This window comes from Kitasatospora sp. NPDC004614 (genome assembly GCF_042873675.1).
In the GTDB taxonomy this organism is placed as follows: Bacteria; Actinomycetota; Actinomycetes; order Streptomycetales; family Streptomycetaceae; genus Kitasatospora.
The window spans coordinates 343,084-360,043 of the sequence record NZ_JBIALR010000003.1 but is presented as its reverse complement, the minus strand read 5'-3'; the positions used below and the strand labels follow the sequence as shown (position 1 = coordinate 360,043).

Genomic DNA, 16,960 nt, shown 5'->3' with positions numbered 1-16,960 from the left:
TACCGAGGGGTGATCGGGCCGGTGCCCGGTCGGTCCGCTCAGTGGCCGGTCGGGGACGGCGGGGCGCCCAGCCGGTGTCGGCCGTTCAGTGGCCGCGGATCATCGAGACCACCTCGGCCGCCGTCTCCCGCACCGCCGCCAGTTCGGTCAGGAACTGCCAGTAGTCGGGGTGCCGGCCGGCCTGCTCCAGCGAGGCGACCGCACGGTCCAGGCGGCCCACCGCCGCGTCCAGCGGGCCGGCGTGCCGCGGGTCCGGCGCCTGCCGGCCGGCCATCGCCAACCGCTGGGCGTCGCGCAGCGCGAACCGGGCCCGCTCGATCTCGCGCTGCGGATCGTGCTGCACCTCGTTCAGCTGCCGCAGCCGCTCGTTGACGGCCGTCACCGACCCCTCGGCGGTGTCCAGCAGCGCCCGCACGGTGCCGATCGCCGTCGTGGCGTCCGCCCACCGCTGCTCGCCCCGGGCCCGCACCGCGTCCGTCAGCCGCGACCTGGCCGTCCGCACCGCGTCCGCGGTCTGCGCCGACACGTGCTGCAGGTCCTGCCAGCAGGCCGCCGAGAACCGCCGCCGCAACTCGCTCAGCGCGGGTTCCACCGTGCCGGCCCGGTTCTCCAGCGCGTCGATCCTGGTCCGCAGGGTGCCCACCCGGCGGTCGATCTCGACGGCCCGCTCAGGCAGCTTCGCCGCCTCCGCCCGGACCTCCTCCGCCCGCCGCACCACGTCCTCCGCGCGCTGCAGCGTGGCCGGCACACCGTGCTGCGAGACGCCCTGGTTCAGCCTGGTCAGCTCCGGCGCGAGCTCGGCCAGCCGCGCCGCCAGGTCGTCCGCCCGCAACCCCGCGCCCCGCGCCTGATCCAACGCGACACTCGCCGCCAGCAACGCCTGCCTGGCCCGCTCCACCGCCGGCGTCACCCGGATCAGCTGCGCCTCGGCATGCTCCACCAGCGGCTGCAACCGGCTGACGAAAGTACCCAGTTCCGCACGCTTGGAGTCCAGCTCGCGCTTGGCCTGCTCCAACTGCTGCTTGGCCCGGAACGCCGCCGACGGGTCCAGCTCGGCCGCCTCCAGATCGACCGCGTCCAGCGCCCCCAGATACGCCACCGTCACCTGGTCGATCCGGGCCACCAGCTCCGCGTACTCCCGCTCCACCCGGCGCGCGGTCGACGGCTCACCCGCCGACTTCACCGTCTCCACCGCGAGCAGCGCGTCCCGCTGCGCCGAATCCAGCTCGTAGAACGACTCCTGCGCCGCCTCCCGGGCCGCCCTGGCATCCGCGCGCGCGCCGTCCCGCCGGCCGCCGCCCCACCAGCCGCCCCGCCCCCCGCCACCGCCGCCGGCCACCCTCACCACGTGCTCCCTGCTCCGTCCCGTCCCACCACTCCACTCGCCATTCTTCCCGATCACCCACCCCGCACGGCACCCCCCGACGACACCCCCTCTCCCCAGGGGGGGGCGGCGGACCACTCCCGGGACCAGGTAGTCTGTCCATTCGTCGTGCGACCGGCCCACCGGTCCACTTCGGCGCGGGCGCATAGCTCAGCGGTAGAGCGCCGCCCTTACAAGGCGGATGTCGGCGGTTCGAAACCGTCTGCGCCCACTCAGAAGTTGCAGGTCAGAGGCCCTTCCGCCCACCCGGCGGGAGGGCCTCCGACGTTGCCGCACACATTCGGCACACATCGTTGACCCGAAGATCCCCCAGTGCTCCAGCCGTAGATCGTGATCACGGACGGGAAGGTCAGGCCCGGGACGCTCCGAGGAACCGCAGCACGGCCAGGACGCGGCGGTGGTCCGCGTCGACCACGGGCAGGTCGAGCTTGGCGAGGATGTTGTTGATGTGCTTCGCCACGGCGCTCTCGCTGACCACCAGCGCCTGCGCGATGCCGGCATTGGAGCGCCCCTCGGCCATCAGACCGAGCACCTCCCGTTCGCGGGGGGTCAGCCGTGCGAGCGGGTTGCTGTCGCGCCGCAGCAGCAACTGGGCGACGACCTGCGGGTCCAGGGCCGTGCCCCCGTCCGCCACTCGCCGGACCGCCGCCACGAAGTCGGCGACATCGGCTACCCGCTGCTTGAGCAGGTAGCCCACACCGCTGGTGTTCGCAGACAGCAGGTCAGCCGCGTACCGCTCCTCCACGTACTGCGAAAGCAGCACCACCGCCGTCCCCGGCCAGCGCCGGCGGATCTCCATCGCCGCTCGCACCCCCTCGTCGGTGAAGTCCGGCGGCATCCGGACGTCGATCAGGGCGAGTTCGGGCCGGTGCTCCGCCACCGCCGCCAACAGCCCTTCCGCATCGCCGGTTTCGGCGGTCACCTGGAACCCGCCGATCTCCAGCACCTTGATCAGGCCGACCCGCAACAGCACCGAGTCCTCGGCGATCACCGCGCGCACGGCAGCTCCGCGGTGATGGTGGTGGGCCCGCCGGCGGGGCTGCTGACGTGGAAGGCCCCGTCGAGGGAGCCGACCCGCTTGGCCAGCCCGGTCAGCCCCGTGCCGGAGGCGGCGTCGGCACCGCCCAGCCCGTCGTCGGTGACGCGCACTCGCAGCACCTCGCCGACCTGGCGGACTATCACCTCCGCCTGCATCGCGTTGGCGTGCTTCGTCGCATTGGTCAGCGCCTCAGAGATCACGAAGTACGCGACCGACTCCACGTTGGGCGCCACCCGCTCCTCCAGATCGACCCGCAGCCGCACCGGCAGGGGCGTCCGGGCAGCCAGCCCGGACAACGCCGCGTCCAGACCTCGGTCTTCGAGCACGGCCGGGTGCAGCCCCCGCACCAGGTCATTGAGTTCGGCGATCGCCTCCTTCGCCTCCAGGTGCGCTCCGGCGATCACCTCGCGGGCATCACTCGGCAGGTCCGGGCGGGTGGCAATGGCCAGACCCAGATTGACCGCGAGAGACACCAACCGCTGCTGGGTGCCGTCGTGCAGGTCGCGCTCGATCCGGCGGCGCTCCGCGTCGACGGCCTCGATCAAGTCGGTCCGGCTCACGGCCAGCTGATCGACCCGCTCCTGGAGCCGCTGCGCCTGGCTGGGCCCGAGCAGGCCAAACGCCAGCCGCGCCTCGGCCCGGGCTACTGCCCGCACGGTCCAGGGCAGGGCGCACAGGAGGAGGCCGGCCGCCGTGTAAGCCGGCAGCTGGGTCAGGTAGCCGAACCAGTGCTGGCGGATTCCGGTCGGCAGCGCCCACGACCAGGCGCAGGCGGTGGCGCCCGCCAGGCATGCCGCTGCCACCGCAAGCACCAGCAGCTCCAGCAGCGCGAGCAGCGGGCCCAGCACGAGGTGGTAGCCGATCTTGCGCCAAGGCCGCGTCGCCGCGAGCCACCGGGCGGTCGAGGCCCACGTCCATTGTTCCGGCGCGGTGGGGGTGAGCCGGGGGACGTTCACACCGATGAGCACCCGGTAGCGAACCCGCTGAACGGCCGTCAGCACCGGGGTGCCGAGCAGGACCAGGGCGGTCGACACGGAAACCGTGAAGAGCCAGTTCCCCGTCCTGGCGGTAGTCGTCGCCGCCCAGGCCCACACGGGCACCAGCGCCAGGTGCGGCAGCACGCCGGCGGCAAGAAAACCGGTGTCCCGCTGCGCCCGGAGGACCGCGCGTCTCAGTCCAGCTGGAATCGTCATGGCACGACGCTAGGGCACCGCAGGAGGACGGCGCCATGAAGCCTGTACCCGATCTCGTGGTGAACCTAGTACCACCTGTAGATCTTGATCCTGGCCTGTCGGCGGACAGCATCTCGGCTTTGCGGAAGTCCTTGACGACGATGTTCCCGAGACTGATGCCGACCCGGACGACGACTGAGCCCAAGTAGAGATCGACAGCCCGGCGAGCAGCGAGGGTCACCGGTCGTTGCTCATTCGACGCAACCGGCGCACCGGCGAACTCGCCTTCCACCGTTGCTACTCGGCTGGACGCGTTCCTTTGGGCGCCCTGGTCAGGATTGCCGGGCGCCGTTGGACGGTGGAGGAGACCTTCAGCCCGCGGCGAGATCCAACGTCTCTTCACCGCCCTCGCCGCACCGCAACCACGCGGCCTGGCTCAGTTTCGCCGGATGCGGGAGGTGTACCCAGCACCACCAGCAAGTCGGATAGGAGCGCTACTGCCTCGGGCGCGCGCGAACGACATGCTGATGTCGTGCCCGAGGGGCGGGCACGGGAGGGAGCCAGGTGTCATGGCGAGCACTCAGCTGACCAGCGTTCATTCGCTCCCTCTGGCCCGCGTGGACGCCGGTCCGGGCTCCGGTGTCCCGCGGATCCTTCCGAAGGCCGCGGCCGCTTCGACGTTCCCCCTGCTGCTTCAAGCCGGCGGTGCTGATGGCGGTCTTCGTCGAGTTGCCGCTGGCGGTGGCCTGCGCGGTTCTCGCGACCCGGACCTTCCCTCGGTCGGGCCGCTGAGCGGAAGAGCTCGTGACGTGAACGGCGCTTGCGGTCCGGTCCGTTTCGGGAAGGCCCCGGCCTGCCGCAACGGCGGTCCACGGGCGGTTCGTCCGGCCCGCTCGGGTCGACTGCCGACAGAGTCGGCGCCGGCCCAAACGGATTGCACACAAACACAACTGATTGACCATCGGGGATGCTCCGATGGTCCAGTCGGATATTCGGGGAGGAATTATGAGGAATTCGCGGGCATTGATCGGCGCGGGTGCTGCCGCCGCCGTCGCCACCTGGTGGTTCACCGACTCCGCGCCGTACCCGTACTCTCAGCGCTGGCTGCTCGACCTGCCGCTGCCGTTCCTGACTCTGAAGCGTTTGGACCACGTGCTGCAGGCCCGGGAGGGCGAGAGGATCCTGGAGATAGGCCCCGGAACCGGCCTGCAGTCGCTGCACGTCGCACCGCAGCTGGGCCCGAACGGCCAGCTGGACATCGTGGACATCCAGCAGGAGATGCTCGACCACGTGGGCCGCCGGGCCAAGGAGCAGGGCGTCGACAACATCGTGCCGAACTGCGCCGACGCACATGAACTTCCTTTTGCGGATGGCTCGTTCGACGCGGCTTACGTGGTGACGGCGCTGGGCGAGATCTCGGATCCGGCGCGTACGCTGGCTGAGCTGCGCCGGGTGCTGAAGCCGTTCGGGCGGCTGGTGGTCGGCGAGTTCTTCGACAGGCATCAGATCCGGCCGTCCTCGCTGATCAGCCTGGCGGAGGGTGCCGGGCTGCGGGTCGCCCGGCTGTACGGTCCGCCGTTCGCGTACTACGCGGTCTTGCGTCCGATCGACGCCTGACGCCTGACGCCGCTCGGGCGGTTCCCGCCAGGCCGAACCGTAGACTGGACGGCCGGCCGGTGGAGGGGCCTTTGCATTCGGTGGACCTACCAGGAGGGCGCGGACGGTGAGTGAGTTCCTCATGAGGGCGGACGAGGAGATGCTGGAATTCTTCTCCCAGATCGCCGACGTGCTCCAGACCTTCGGCATCTCCCGGGCCGAGGCCGTGGCCCGGGTGAACCGTGCCTGGGGTCACCGGACGTTCGATCCCTATCCCGACCTGATGTGCCACGAGGACGCCGACTACTGGGCTTACGGCATGTACTACCGCGACGGCTTGGACCAGGGCGGGACGGTGCCGTACTGGGAAGAAAACCCCGACCGCAGCACCTGGCTGATCACACCGCCGCCGCCCGCCGACTCCCCGGCCTGGACCCTGCCCCGGGAGCCGTGACCGCACAGGCTCTCGCCGGGCGGCGGCCCCGGGGCATGGTGTTTTCGGCCGATTCGCCGCACACCCCGACGAACTCCGGGCGCGCGGCCGTAACGTGTGGACGACCCCGACGACGGAGGTGGCCCGTGCCGAGGCGTGACTACGAGGACGACCCGAACGCACCGAAGGCCAACAGCCTCGTCCCGGCGGCAAGCGTCGTGGTCGTCGGCGAGGACGGCCGGGTGCTGCTCCAGCGCCGCACCGACAACGGCATGTGGGCCCTCCCCGGCGGCCGGATGGACGTCGGAGAGTCCCTGGCCGGGTGCGGCATCCGGGAGACCCGGGAGGAGACCGGCCTCGACATCGAGATCACCGGGATCGTCGGCACCTACACCAACCCCGGGCACGTCTTCGCCTACGACGACGGCGAGGTCCGCCAGGAGTTCAGTATCTGCCTGCTCGGACGGCCGACCGGCGGTCAACTCCGAGTCTCCGCCGAGTCGTTCGAGGTGGCCTGGTTCACGTCCGAGCAGACCGACAGCCTGCCGATGGTGCCCAGCATCCGCAAGCGCCTGTCGGACTGGCGGTCGGGGCGGTTCCCGGTCGTTCGCTGATTCCGGATATGACGAACCGTCACGGGTCAGTCGCGCTGACGGATGATCAGGTCGGCGAGTTCGGCCAGTGAGTCGACCGTCCGGTCCGGGTTCGGCGAGGCGTGATCCACTGCCCGAGATCACGGGTCGACGCCGTGGCGGACTGAGCGCCAAGGACTACCTGGCCTGCGTCGGACCGTGCGGGCTCAGACTGCGAAGCCACCGTCCACTGCCAGCTCCGCGCCTGTGACGTATCGGGCGCTCTCGCCGGCCAGGTATGAGACGGCGTCCGCGACCTCCGCCGCCGTGCCGTAGCGGCCGAGCGCGGTGAAGCCACGCTGGAAGTCGGCGGAGTCGCCGTCGCCCGGGTTCATGTCGGTGTCGATCGGGCCCGGGTGGACCAGATTGACGGTGATCCCGCGCGGGCCGAGCTCCCGGGCCATGCCCTTGGTGAAGCCGATCAGAGCGGCCTTGCTGGTCGCGTAGAGCGCGCTTCCGGGGAAGGCCACCCGCTGGGCGATGCAGCTGCCGATGCTCACGATCCGTCCGCCCTCCACCAGGTACTGCAGCGCCGCCTGGGCATAGAGGTAGGGCGCGCGAACGTTCACTGCCAGCACCCGGTCGATCTGGTTGCACGTCACCGCCTCGATTGGTCCGACGGCGCCGACACCCGCGTTGTTCACCAGGATGTCCAGCCGCGTGAACCGCTCGGCGACCGCCGCCACCGCGCCGCACACCGCCTCCGGGTCTGCGCTGTCCGCGCGGACGGCCCAGCCGCTCCGCCCCATCGCGGTGATCTTGGCGACCACCTCCTCGGCCAACTCGGCCGAGCCCTGGTAGGTCAACGCCACGTCTGCGCCGTCCTCGGCCAGCCGCAGCGCGACCGCCGCCCCGATCCCCCGGCTGCCGCCCGTCACCAGCGCCACCTTGCCGTCGAGCGCCGTCACACCGTTCATCGTCATCTCCGCAAAGCTCCTTGTTCCGGTCTTGGACACGCTCAATCCAAGATCGGAACGCCTTGCGGGTCCGGCGGTATTCAGACGTCACGTTCAATCTTCAACGACGACTCCGTACACCCCGGAAGTACGGCCCGTCCCTGGCTGCCGGTCCATTTCGGTCCGCCTGCCGGATCGGCAGCCACGTGGACCAAGGGGCAGCTCGGCGGGCGGACCGCCGCCGTCCAGCACCGCGCGCCGAGCTGGTCAACGTCGGTCAGCTCGGCCTCCGCGGTAGGTCCCGGCCGGACGGCGCGAGTTTGAAGACGGGCCCTGGCGCCGATGGGTGGTGGGCCGGTTGCATTGGGGGATGGAGACTGGTGGGGCCGGGCGGCCGGTGGTGTATCTGTTCGGGGCGGCGGCGGGGGCGGTTTTCGGGCTGCCGGAGGTGGTTCGGGAGGCGCGGGGGCGGGGTTGGGAGGTGGCGGTCGGGTTGACGCCGACGGCGCGGGGGTGGCTGGAGGCGCGGGTGCCGGGGCTGGAGGAGTTGACGGGGTACCCGGTGAAGTCGGCGTACCGGTGGCCGGGCCAGCCGGATGTGCTGCCGGTGCCGGACGTGGTGCTGTTCGCCCCGGCGACGTTCAACTCCTTCAACAGCCTGGCGCTCGGTCTCACCACGTCCTGGGTGGTCGGTTACGCGGCGGAGGCGCTCGGCAAGGGCATCCCGGTGCTGGTCATGCCGTGCGTGAACACCGCGCTCGCCGCGCACCCCCAGTTCGCCCGCAGCGTGGCGACGCTGCGCGAGGCGGGCGTGCACGTCCTGCTCGGCGAGGACGGTTTCGTCCCGAACGAGCCGGGCACCGGCGACGCCCTCCCGTTCCCGTGGGACGCCGCGCTGCGGGCGGTGGAGCGGGTGCTGGGCGGGCAGGAAAGCAGCGACTGATGGAGGAGAAGGAGGAACGCTGTGCGGCGTGGACGGCCCTGGCGGAGTGCTGGGGCCCGGCGAGGGATCACGGCTGGATCGGGACCTCGATGGGAGATCTGCTGCGGCTGGCTCTCGCCGAGCCGAGGCTGGCGGAGTTCTGGCCGTGGACGGGGATGAACGAGCTGCACCTGTCGACCAGCCAGGACTTCCGCGACTTCGGGAAGGACTCGTTCCCGGCCGTCGCCGCCTGGCAGGGCGGCTACCGGGTCCTGGCCGCGCCGGCGCGGCAGGGGGCGGAGACGGTGCTGGAGACGACCGATCCGGCCGAGGCGCTGGCGTGTCTGCTGGAGTTGATGGGCCGATGACGATCGAGGCGGAGCTGAAGGCCCGGGTGCGGGAGCCGGCGGAGTTGGTGGCGCGGCTGACAGCGGCGGCCGGGGTGGCCGGGCGGGTGGAGGTGTACCGGGACGTGTACTTCGATCGGCCCGATGGGGAGTTGGGGGCGGTCGGTGCCGAGCTGCGGGTGCGAACGGTGACGGGCCCGGCCGGGATGCGGACGGTGCTGACGTACAAGGGTGCGGCGGTGGACGCGGGGTCGGGCTCGAAGCCGGAGACCGAGACGCTGGTGGCCGATCCGGTGGCGTTGCGGGCGATCCTGCGCGGCAGCGGGCTGGTGGAGACGATCGCCTTCGAGAAGCGGTGCCGGAACTGGGAGCTGACCCAGGACGGCCGCCCGCTGCTGGCCACGGTGGTGGAGGTGCCGGAGCTGGCCGGGGTGTTCCTGGAGGTGGAGACCCCGGCGGCGGATGCGGCGGAGCTGCCGTCCGCGCTGGCGGCCGTCCGCCGTGCGCTGCGCCGGCTCGGGGTCGCGGACGCGGACCTGACCATCGAGCTGTACACGGACGCGGTGGCCAGGGCGAGGGAATGACGCGAGTCGGAGCAGCTTGCGCTTTCTTGACCCGGGCGGTCTGCCCGTCCCGCACGGCGCGGTGAGGGAGTGACGCGAGTCAGAGCAGTTTGCGCGGGCCGACAGTAGGAGGGGAGTCGTAGGCGTCGCGGTAGGGGTGCAGCAGGGCGGACGCGCCGCGCAGCTTCGCCGCGAGGCGGGCCGGCAGCACGAGTGTCCAGAGCAGGCCCTCGCCGCCGGGGCCCTCGACCAGCCAGGAACTCCAGGGGAGCTGGAGGGTGGCGGCGGGGCTGAAGGCGATCGGGCGGTGGCCGGCCAGGGGGAGGTCGTGCAGGCCGAGGCGGCACCAGCTGGAGATGGTGAGGGTGCGGCGGGCGGGGTCGAAGCCGGCGGGGACGCAGTCGGTGATCCGGTCGCGGCCGATGTGTTGGAGGAAGCGCTGGTTGCTCCGCAGGGAGAGGTGCCGGGTGGTGAAGTCCTCGACGGCGGTGCGCAGCTCGGTGGCGTAGCGGGCGGGGGTGGTGCCGGGACGCCAGGGCAGCCGGATCTCGCCGAGCAGGTTGCCGAGGGCGCCGTCGGGGAGGCCGAGGGGGCGGCGCAGGTTGACGGGGAGGGTGAGGGTCTGTTCGGCGTCCTGGTGGCCGTCGAGTTCGCGCAGGACGTGCAGCAGATGGGCGCAGAGCGCGTCGTTGGCGGAGAGCGGGCGGCCGGCCTCGGCGGTGAGTGCGGCGCGCAGGCGCTGGAGCTCGGCGGGGGCGAACCAGATCTGCACGGTGCGGTTGGCGAGGCCGGCGGCGGCGATGGTGCGTTGCAGTTCGGCGGCCTCGGCGGGGTCGGGCAGCCGGAGGGAGGGGACTCCGCTGTCCTCGGCGGGGAGGTGGGCGTCGAGCTGGAGTTCGCGGTCGGCGGTGGGGGAGAGTGCGGGCGGCTCGGTGCCTTCGGTGCAGGCGGACCAGGTGCGCAGCAGCAGGGCGAAGGTGTGCATGTCGCCGACGGCGTGGTGCCAGGAGATGCCGAGGGCGCCGGTGCCGTCGGCGAGGCGGGTGAGTCGGACGGTGAGCAGCGGCAGGCGGGTCCGGCGGGCTTCGGTGGCGCGGACGTGGTCGACCAGGCCGTTCGCGGGCAGCGCCATCCGGTCGAAGGCCTCGGTGAGGGTGTGGGGGGAGTCGGCGACGGTGAAGGGGACGCCGGTGTCGTCGGTGTCGATGCAGAGGTCGCCGTCGGCGGTGGTGCGCAGGCGGCCGGCGAATTCGGGGAGCCGGGCGAGGGCGCGGGCGAGGCCGTCGGCGAGGGCGTCGGCGTCGAGCGGACGGTCGTGGAAGAGGACCACGGAGACGGGGAGGTCGGCGAGCAGCAGGTCGCCGACGGAGCAGCGGACGGGCCCGGGTCCGGGGCGGCCGGCCCGGACGGTGCGGATTTCGGCGTCGGACGTCGGCGTGCCGGTCATACCGGTCCCCTCCCTGGAGTGACGGAGGAACCATAGGGGCCTGCGGGTGGGGGAAACCAGAGGTGCCCGAACGGTCGCTGACGCGTCGTCCGGGCGGCCGGTTCCGATCCCGGGCAGGTATGTGTCGTTTCTCATACCGATGCCCGAAAGGGTCGAAAGGTGGTGAGCTGCGGTTTTCGTCCCGGGTTAATACGCCGTTTACAGGGGTGAAACGAAGGCGTTAGCCGCTAAAGGATCATGCAATCGACGAAAATTGAGCCTATCAGCTGACGAAACGCAGGTGAACGGCGGGCTTCTGCCGTGGTCTGCTGCGGAAACAGTGGGGGTTACGGTTCCCGCATGGTTCAGCTCGACAATCGCCCGGGAGCCGGCGCCGACGTCGCCACCGGCTCGGACGCCCCTGGCGGCGTCCGCTCCAAGGGCCTCAACAGCAACTCGATAGGTCTGCTCGGCAACGCCGTGATCGGCGTCTCCACGGTCGCCCCGGTGTACTGCCTGACGACGACGCTGGGCACCACCGTGGCCGCCGTCGGCCTGCAGATGCCGGCGCTCTTCCTGGCCGGCTTCCTGCCGATGCTGCTGGTGGCCTTCGCCTACCGGGAGCTGAACAAGGCGATCCCCGACAGTGGCACCTCCTTCACCTGGACGGTGAAGGCGTTCGGCCCGAAGATCGGCTGGATGTGCGGCTGGGGCCTGGTGATCGCCACGATCATCGTGCTGTCCAACCTCGCGGGCGTCGCCACCGAGTACCTGTACCTGCTGCTCGGTGAGATCACCCGCAGTGACTCGGTCGCCGCGCTCAACGACAACAAGCTGGTGCACGTGGTCACCTGCCTGGGGCTGATCGCGATCGCGACCATGATCAGCTACCGCGGCATGACCGCCACCAAGGGCGTCCAATACGCCCTGGTGGGTCTTCAACTGGTCGTCCTCGCCGTGTTCGGCGTGATGGCGATCGTCAAGGCCACCGGCAACGGCGATGCCGGGTCGCTGCACTTCTCCTGGAGCTGGTTCAATCCGTTCGAGGCCAGCTCCTTCACCGCGTTCGTGGCCGGTCTGTCGCTCTCGCTGTTCATGTACTGGGGCTGGGACGCCTCGCTGAGCGCCAACGAGGAGACCGGCGGCAGCGAGAAGACCCCCGGCCGGGCCGCGATGCTCGCCATGGTGGTCCTGGTCGGCTCCTACCTGTTCACCGCCGTCGCGGTGCAGATGTACGCGGGCGTCGGCACCACCGGCACCGGCCTCGGCAACCCGGAGACCTCCTCCAACGTGCTCGCCGTGCTGGCCGGCCCGGTGATGGGCCCGGCCCTCGGCGTGATGCTGTTCGTCGCCGTGCTGGCCTCCGCCTCCGCCAGCCTTCAGACCACCTTCATCCCGGTCAGCCGCACCGTGCTGGCGATGAGCGTGTACGAGGCGCTGCCGTCCTCCTTCACCGAGGTCAACGAGCGCTACAAGACGCCGGGCCGGGCGATCATCACCGCCGGTGTCGGCACCGGCGCGTTCTACACCGTGATGACCATGGTCAGCTCGCACGTGCTGGCCGACACCATCGCTGCGCTGACGCTGATGATCTGCTTCTACTACTCGCTGACCGCGTTCGCCTGCGCCTGGTACTTCCGCGGCGACTTCCGCAACTCGGTCCGCGACGCGGTGCTCAAGGTGGTCTTCCCGCTGATCGGTGGCCTCACGCTGGCCGCGATCTTCAGCAAGTCGCTGGTCGACATGATCAACCCGTCCTACGGCAGCGGCAGCTCGGTGTTCGGCATCGGCAGCGTCTTCGTGGTCGGCGCGGGCCTGCTGGCGCTCGGCCTGGTCGTGATGGCCGTGATGACGCGGCGCAGCCCCGCGTTCTTCCGCGGCGAGGTGCTTACGCGTGACACTCCGGCCCTGGTGATCCCGGAGTGAGCTGAGGGAGAGCTGCGCGACAAGCGCCGGCCCGTCCGCAAGGTCGCGATCAAGTGCAGGTCACTGTCCTGCGTCGCGATCTTGCGGTCGGGTCCTTCCGTTTCGCGCAGTTCCGCCCCCTCGCTTCGCTGGGGGTACCCCCAGCGCCGCTGGTTTGCCACCCTCAGTACGCGACGGTGAAGCGCTCGCCGATGTGCTTCGGCCGCTCGATCTCGTCCACCAGGGCCACCGCGTAGTCCTCGGTGGAGATGCGGCTCTCGCCGTCGGTGCCGATCAGCAGGTCCTCCAGGCCCTCGCGGTAGGTGCCGGTGCGCTCGCCGGGGGCGATGGTGGCGGCGGGGGAGAGGCTGGTCCAGCGCAGGTCGGTGACGGTGCGGAGGAAGTCCAGCGCGTCGCCGTGGGCGTGCATGATCTGGAGCAGGAACTCGGGCAGGCCCTCGGTGTCCCAGACCTGCTTGCCGTCGGGGGTGCGGAGCGAGCCGGCGCCGCCCACCGCGATCAGTCGCGGGGTGTCGGTGCCCAGCGTGCGCAGGCCCGCCACCAGGGATTCGGCGGACGGGGCGATCAGGGCCTGGTGGCCCGGCCCGTCGCCGCCGCCGACCGCGCTGACCACCACGGCCGACCCCTTGGCGTGCTCGGCGACCGAGGCCGGGTCCAGCACGTCTCCGGCCGCCACCGTCAGCGCCGGGTGGGTGACCGTCAGCTTTGCCGGGTCGCGGACCACGGCGGTGACGGTGTGGCCGCGGCGCAGCGCCTCGGCCAGTACGCGGGAGCCGATGGTGCCGGTGGCGCCGTACAGGGTGATGGTGCTCATGGGGGTGTCTCCTCGTTGCCGTTTTCGGTCTGCTGCTCGACCGTACGGCGGGCCGTTGCCGGTCGGCGAGGTACCGGGCCGACAGGCCGTGGTGAAAAACGGACACCCCCGCTGGCTGCGCTGCTCAGCCCAGGCGGAACAGGGTGCCGTGGCCGGTGGCCAGGGTGGCGGCGAGGACGGCCAGGTCGGCGAGGCCGAGGACCAGGCCGAGGCGGGCCCGGTGGGGGCGGGCGGTGCCGCGGTGGAGGGCGAGGGCGGCGAGGGTGACGGCGATCGGGCCGAGGACCAGGTTGAACAGCAGCAGTCCGAGCAGGCCGAGCACGAACGAGGCGACGGCCAGCTGGTCGGCTTCCGGGGCGGCGGGGCGGGCGGTGTGCTGGGCGGACATGGCGGGCGCTCCGGGGTCAGTGGCGGCGGGTGCGGGTGAGCTGCTCGCGGGCGCCGAACAGCAGCAGCCAGGTGGCGACGGCGCCGGCCGCGGCGAGGGCGACCGGCCCGGGCAGGTGGGCGGCGGCCCCGGCGAGCAGGCCGAGGGCGAGCAGGGCGAGGAGCAGCATGGCGGCCTCTCCGGTTCGGGTGCTTCGGTGCATCGACACTGCGACGATGCGACGACGCGACGACGGGACGGGGCGGCGTTTCGGCTAACAACTGTTCGCTGAAACCCCGTCAGCACTGTAGCGGGGCTGGAGATTTTCGGCAAACAGTTGTTTACTGAGCGCCGTGACCACGACCCCCGCCCCCGGCGTCCGCCAGGCCCAGAAGCAGGCCAGCCGCCGCGCCCTGCTGGATGCGGCCCTCGCCCTGCTGGAGGGGCAGAACCTGAGCGGCCTCGGCGTGCGCGAGGTGACGCGGGCGGCCGGGCTCTCCCCGGCGGGCTTCTACCGGCACTTCGCCGACCTGGCCGAACTGGGCGTGGTGCTGGTGCGGGAGTCGCTGGCCAACCTGCACGAGATGGTCCGCGCGGTGTTCGTGGGCAGTGGCGCTCCGGAGCAGTTGATCGACCGTTCGGTCGAGGTGATCGACGCGCACGTGGCCGAGCATGCCGCGTACATCCGCTTCCTGGCCCGCGAGCGGCACGGCGGGGTGAAGCCGGTGCGGGACGCGGTCGGTGCCGAATTGCGGCACTTCGCGGAGGAGTTGGCCGAGCTGCTGGCGCCGCGGCCGGAGCTCGCGGACTGGTCGCCGAGTGAGCGCCGGATGCTGGCCGAGCTGTACGTGGACCGGATGGTCAGCACGGCGCTAGCGCTGGTCGAGGCCGATCCCGCCGAGCGGGTCGCGATCGCGGACACGGTTCGCACCCAGCTGCGGCTGATCACGCTGGGAAGCCGTCATTGGAAGGCGAGTTGAAGGTGAGTTGACGGCGGGTTGGCACCGTCTTGAGGGAAATCCGGGGGTGCGGTCACTCTTGACATAGTGTCATGGGCGCGCCAATTTTAGGGAACCCCAGTGGGACCCCGCATCCCTGAGAGGCAACCCCCATGAAGAAGCCGCTCATCGGCGCGCTCGGCACCGTTCTGCTCGCCGGGACCGCCCTGGTCACCGCCACCCCCGCGTCCGCCGTCACCGTCAACCTGGCCGGGACGGTCGCGCTCAGCAACTGTTCCGGCTCGCTGATCCGGATGCCCAACTCCGTGGACACCGACCCCGGACTGATCCTGACCAACGGCCACTGCCTGGAATCCGGCATGCCGGCCCCCGGCCAGGTGATCACCAACAAGGCGTCCACCCGCAGCTTCACCTTGCTCAGCGGCAGCGGCAGCAGCCTCGGCACGGTGCGCGCCAACCGGGTCGTCTACTCGACGATGACCGACACCGACGTCACCATCTACCGGCTGACCACCAGTTACGCGAGCATCAAGAACACCTACGGGATCTCGCCGCTGACCATGTCCAACACCCATCCGGTGGCAGGCAGCGCGATCAAGGTGCCCTCCGGCTACTGGAAGACCATCTACTCCTGCAACGTGGACGGCTTCGCCTACCGCCTCAAGGAGAGCAGCTGGACCTTCCAGGACTCGCTGCGCTACACCTCCGGCTGCAACATCATCGGCGGCACCTCCGGTTCCCCGGTGGTCGACGTCAACACCGGCCAGGTCGTCGGAGTGAACAACACCAGCAACGAGGACGGCCAGACCTGCACGCTCAACAACCCGTGCGAGGTGGACCAGAACGGCGCGGTGACCATACACCCCGGCATCGGCTACGCCCAGGAGACCTACACCATCCCGAACTGCTTCGCCCCGGGCAACGTGCTCGACCTGACCCGGGCAGGCTGCGTGCTGCCCCGCCCGTAGCCGGGCCCGAACGCGCGCAGCCACCCGGGTCCCCTCCGCGGGTGGCTGCGCGCGTTCCGCCGCGTTCTACAGGAAGCGGCGCAGCAGCCGGGACTTCGCGGCGGTGAACGGCGGGTAGGCGAGCCGCAGGGTGTCCAGCGCCAGCGGCTTGGACAGCACCGCCTTGGTGTGGCTGAACGTCTCCATCGAGTACCGGCCGTGGTACCCGCCCTGGCCGCTCTCGCCGACGCCGCCGAACGGCAGCCCGGGGACGGACAGATGGGCGTTCGGGACGCCGAAGGCCAGCGCCCCCGAGGACGTTTCGGCGGTCAGCCGGCGCCGGGTGTGGGCGGAGGCGGTGAAGGCGTACAGCGCCAGCGGCTTGTCCCGGGCGGTGATGAACGCGATCGCGGCGTCCAGGTCGGGCACCCGGACGATCGGCAGGACGGGGCCGAAGATCTCCTCGCGCATCACCGGCGCGTCCGGGTCGACGTCGGCCAGCACGGTCGGGGCGAGGTAGCGGGTGGCGCGGTCGTGCCCGCCGCCGGTGACGGTCCGGCCGTCGGCCAGCAGCGCCGTCAGCCGCTCGAAGTGGCGCTCGTTGACGATCCGTCCGTAGTCCGCGCTGCCGGCCGGGTCCTCGCCGTACATCTCCGTCACGGCGGCGGCCAGTTCGGTCTCCAGCGCGGGCGCGGCGTCGCCGATCGCGAGGACGTAGTCGGGGGCGACGCAGGTCTGGCCGGCGTTCATGAACTTGCCCCAGGCGATCCGGCGGGCCGCCGCGGCCAGATCGGCGCCGGGCTCGACGACCGCCGGGCTCTTGCCGCCCAACTCCAGCGTGACCGGGGTGAGATGGCGGGCGGCGGCGGTCATCACGATCCGGCCGACCGCTCCGTTGCCGGTGTAGAAGATGTGGTCGAAGCGCTGCTCCAGCAGAGCGGTCGTCTCCGGGACGCCGCCCTCGACCACGGCCACGGCCTGCGGGTCGAGGACCTGCGGCAGCCAGTGCGCGAGCGCCGCGGAGGTCGCCGGGGCGAGCTCGGAGGGCTTGACCACCACGCAGTTGCCCGCCGCGATCGCGCCGACCAGCGGGGCCAGCGCCAGCTGCAGCGGGTAGTTCCACGGGCTGATCACCAGCACCGTACCCAGCGGCTCGCGCACCGTCCGGGCCCGGGCGGGCGCCAGCGCGAGCGGCACCGCGACCCGGCGCGGGCGCAGCCAGCGGCCGAGATGGCGCAGCGTGTGGTCGATCTCCTTGACGGTGAACCCGATCTCGGTGACGTACGCCTCGGTCGGGCTCTTGCCGAGATCGGCCTTGAGAGCGGCCGCGAACGTCTCCTCCTGCTCGACCAACAGGTCGCGCAGCGCCCGGAGTTGGGCCTTGCGCCAGGCGAGCGGCCTGGTCCGGCCGGTGGCGAAAGTGGCGTTCAGGCGGGAGACGGTCGCTGCCGCGTCGGCCTGCTGGGCGGTGTCGGTGGGCGTGGAAACGCCGGTGGGAGCGTTCATGTTGCCGAGCATAAACGAAACGAAGTGTTTT

At 71.3% G+C, this 16,960-nt stretch carries 18 protein-coding genes and 1 tRNA gene; 10 read left to right on the top strand and 9 right to left on the bottom strand.

All coding sequences use genetic code 11. From position 1 onward, the window contains the following. Window positions 1–85: 85 nt before the first annotated feature. Window positions 86–1,345 carry a hypothetical protein gene (locus tag ACFYST_RS11090; protein WP_387861425.1) on the bottom strand — a complete coding sequence of 420 codons (1,260 nt, stop codon included), beginning with the start codon at window positions 1,343–1,345 and terminating at the stop codon, window positions 86–88. 178 nt (window positions 1,346–1,523) lie between these two features. Here ACFYST_RS11090 and ACFYST_RS11085 point away from each other — a divergent pair. Further along, window positions 1,524–1,595: transfer RNA gene (locus tag ACFYST_RS11085), tRNA-Val, on the top strand. Between the two features lie 138 nt (window positions 1,596–1,733). Here ACFYST_RS11085 and ACFYST_RS11080 read toward each other — a convergent pair. Together ACFYST_RS11080 and ACFYST_RS11075 are read right to left on the bottom strand one after the other, a co-directional pair. After that, the gene (locus ACFYST_RS11080; RefSeq protein ID WP_387861424.1) at window positions 1,734–2,384 is read right to left on the bottom strand and encodes a response regulator; all 651 of its coding nucleotides are present in this window, start codon (window positions 2,382–2,384) and stop codon (window positions 1,734–1,736) included. Then, on the bottom strand, window positions 2,372–3,616 hold the full coding sequence (locus ACFYST_RS11075) for a histidine kinase (protein WP_387861422.1): 1,245 nt from the start codon (window positions 3,614–3,616) through the stop codon (window positions 2,372–2,374). Before ACFYST_RS11075 ends, ACFYST_RS11080 begins: the two co-directional genes overlap by 13 nt. A 984-nt stretch (window positions 3,617–4,600) precedes the next feature. Between ACFYST_RS11075 and ACFYST_RS11070 the strand changes: the two genes are divergently transcribed. The 3 genes from ACFYST_RS11070 (at window position 4,601) to ACFYST_RS11060 (ending at window position 6,238) form a co-directional block, all read left to right on the top strand. Continuing rightward, window positions 4,601–5,212: a class I SAM-dependent methyltransferase gene (locus ACFYST_RS11070; RefSeq protein WP_387861421.1), complete on the top strand. Its 612-nt coding sequence runs from the start codon at window positions 4,601–4,603 to the stop codon at window positions 5,210–5,212. Between the two features lie 106 nt (window positions 5,213–5,318). Continuing rightward, window positions 5,319–5,645 (top strand): hypothetical protein, encoded by a 327-nt coding sequence (locus ACFYST_RS11065; protein WP_387861420.1) that lies wholly within the window; start codon window positions 5,319–5,321, stop codon window positions 5,643–5,645. A 125-nt stretch (window positions 5,646–5,770) separates the two neighbouring features. After that, window positions 5,771–6,238, top strand: a complete 468-nt coding sequence (locus tag ACFYST_RS11060) for an NUDIX hydrolase (RefSeq protein WP_387861419.1) — start codon at window positions 5,771–5,773, stop codon at window positions 6,236–6,238. Between the two features lie 185 nt (window positions 6,239–6,423). On the opposite strand, the gene ACFYST_RS11055 is transcribed toward ACFYST_RS11060, so the two are convergent. Beyond that, window positions 6,424–7,179 (bottom strand): SDR family NAD(P)-dependent oxidoreductase, encoded by a 756-nt coding sequence (locus tag ACFYST_RS11055; protein ID WP_387861418.1) that lies wholly within the window; start codon window positions 7,177–7,179, stop codon window positions 6,424–6,426. Window positions 7,180–7,522: 343 nt separating this feature from the next. Here ACFYST_RS11055 and ACFYST_RS11050 point away from each other — a divergent pair, with 343 nt between their 5' ends. Genes ACFYST_RS11050 through ACFYST_RS11040 form a run of 3 tightly spaced genes read left to right on the top strand, consistent with a single transcriptional unit; the run spans window position 7,523 to window position 9,005 of the window. Beyond that, window positions 7,523–8,095 carry a flavoprotein gene (locus ACFYST_RS11050; protein ID WP_387643248.1) on the top strand — a complete coding sequence of 191 codons (573 nt, stop codon included), beginning with the start codon at window positions 7,523–7,525 and terminating at the stop codon, window positions 8,093–8,095. Then, window positions 8,095–8,442, top strand: coding sequence for a DUF6193 family natural product biosynthesis protein (locus ACFYST_RS11045; protein ID WP_387861417.1), 348 nt, complete (start codon window positions 8,095–8,097; stop codon window positions 8,440–8,442). The genes ACFYST_RS11050 and ACFYST_RS11045 overlap by 1 nt, the downstream gene beginning before the upstream one ends. Beyond that, entirely contained in the window at window positions 8,439–9,005 is a 567-nt protein-coding gene (locus tag ACFYST_RS11040) for a class IV adenylate cyclase (protein WP_387861416.1), read from the top strand. Before ACFYST_RS11045 ends, ACFYST_RS11040 begins: the two co-directional genes overlap by 4 nt. Before the next feature lie 79 nt (window positions 9,006–9,084). Here the strand turns inward: ACFYST_RS11040 and ACFYST_RS11035 are convergent, their stop codons facing one another. After that, on the bottom strand, window positions 9,085–10,431 hold the full coding sequence (locus ACFYST_RS11035; RefSeq protein WP_387861414.1) for an acyltransferase: 1,347 nt from the start codon (window positions 10,429–10,431) through the stop codon (window positions 9,085–9,087). A 339-nt stretch (window positions 10,432–10,770) separates the two neighbouring features. On the opposite strand from ACFYST_RS11035, the gene ACFYST_RS11030 reads away from it, so the two are divergent. Continuing rightward, window positions 10,771–12,336, top strand: coding sequence for an APC family permease (locus ACFYST_RS11030; protein ID WP_387643254.1), 1,566 nt, complete (start codon window positions 10,771–10,773; stop codon window positions 12,334–12,336). A 163-nt stretch (window positions 12,337–12,499) separates the two neighbouring features. On the opposite strand, the gene ACFYST_RS11025 is transcribed toward ACFYST_RS11030, so the two are convergent. The 3 genes from ACFYST_RS11025 to ACFYST_RS11015 all read right to left on the bottom strand — a co-directional run bounded on the left by ACFYST_RS11025 (window position 12,500) and on the right by ACFYST_RS11015 (window position 13,707). Further along, window positions 12,500–13,150, bottom strand: a complete 651-nt coding sequence (locus ACFYST_RS11025) for an NAD(P)-dependent oxidoreductase (protein WP_387643255.1) — start codon at window positions 13,148–13,150, stop codon at window positions 12,500–12,502. A gap of 124 nt (window positions 13,151–13,274) precedes the next feature. Then, a complete protein-coding gene (locus ACFYST_RS11020; protein ID WP_387861412.1) occupies window positions 13,275–13,538 on the bottom strand; it encodes a DUF4190 domain-containing protein in 264 nt (87 codons plus the stop codon). Between the two features lie 16 nt (window positions 13,539–13,554). Next, window positions 13,555–13,707, bottom strand: a complete 153-nt coding sequence (locus ACFYST_RS11015; RefSeq protein WP_387643258.1) for a hypothetical protein — start codon at window positions 13,705–13,707, stop codon at window positions 13,555–13,557. Between the two features lie 163 nt (window positions 13,708–13,870). Between ACFYST_RS11015 and ACFYST_RS11010 the strand changes: the two genes are divergently transcribed. Further along, on the top strand, window positions 13,871–14,497 hold the full coding sequence (locus ACFYST_RS11010) for a TetR family transcriptional regulator (RefSeq protein ID WP_387861410.1): 627 nt from the start codon (window positions 13,871–13,873) through the stop codon (window positions 14,495–14,497). 131 nt (window positions 14,498–14,628) lie between these two features. Continuing rightward, window positions 14,629–15,444 carry a serine protease gene (locus ACFYST_RS11005; RefSeq protein ID WP_387861408.1) on the top strand — a complete coding sequence of 272 codons (816 nt, stop codon included), beginning with the start codon at window positions 14,629–14,631 and terminating at the stop codon, window positions 15,442–15,444. A 66-nt stretch (window positions 15,445–15,510) separates the two neighbouring features. Here ACFYST_RS11005 and ACFYST_RS11000 read toward each other — a convergent pair whose 3' ends face one another. Then, window positions 15,511–16,929, bottom strand: a complete 1,419-nt coding sequence (locus ACFYST_RS11000) for an aldehyde dehydrogenase family protein (RefSeq protein ID WP_387861406.1) — start codon at window positions 16,927–16,929, stop codon at window positions 15,511–15,513. Window positions 16,930–16,960 lie beyond the last annotated feature (31 nt).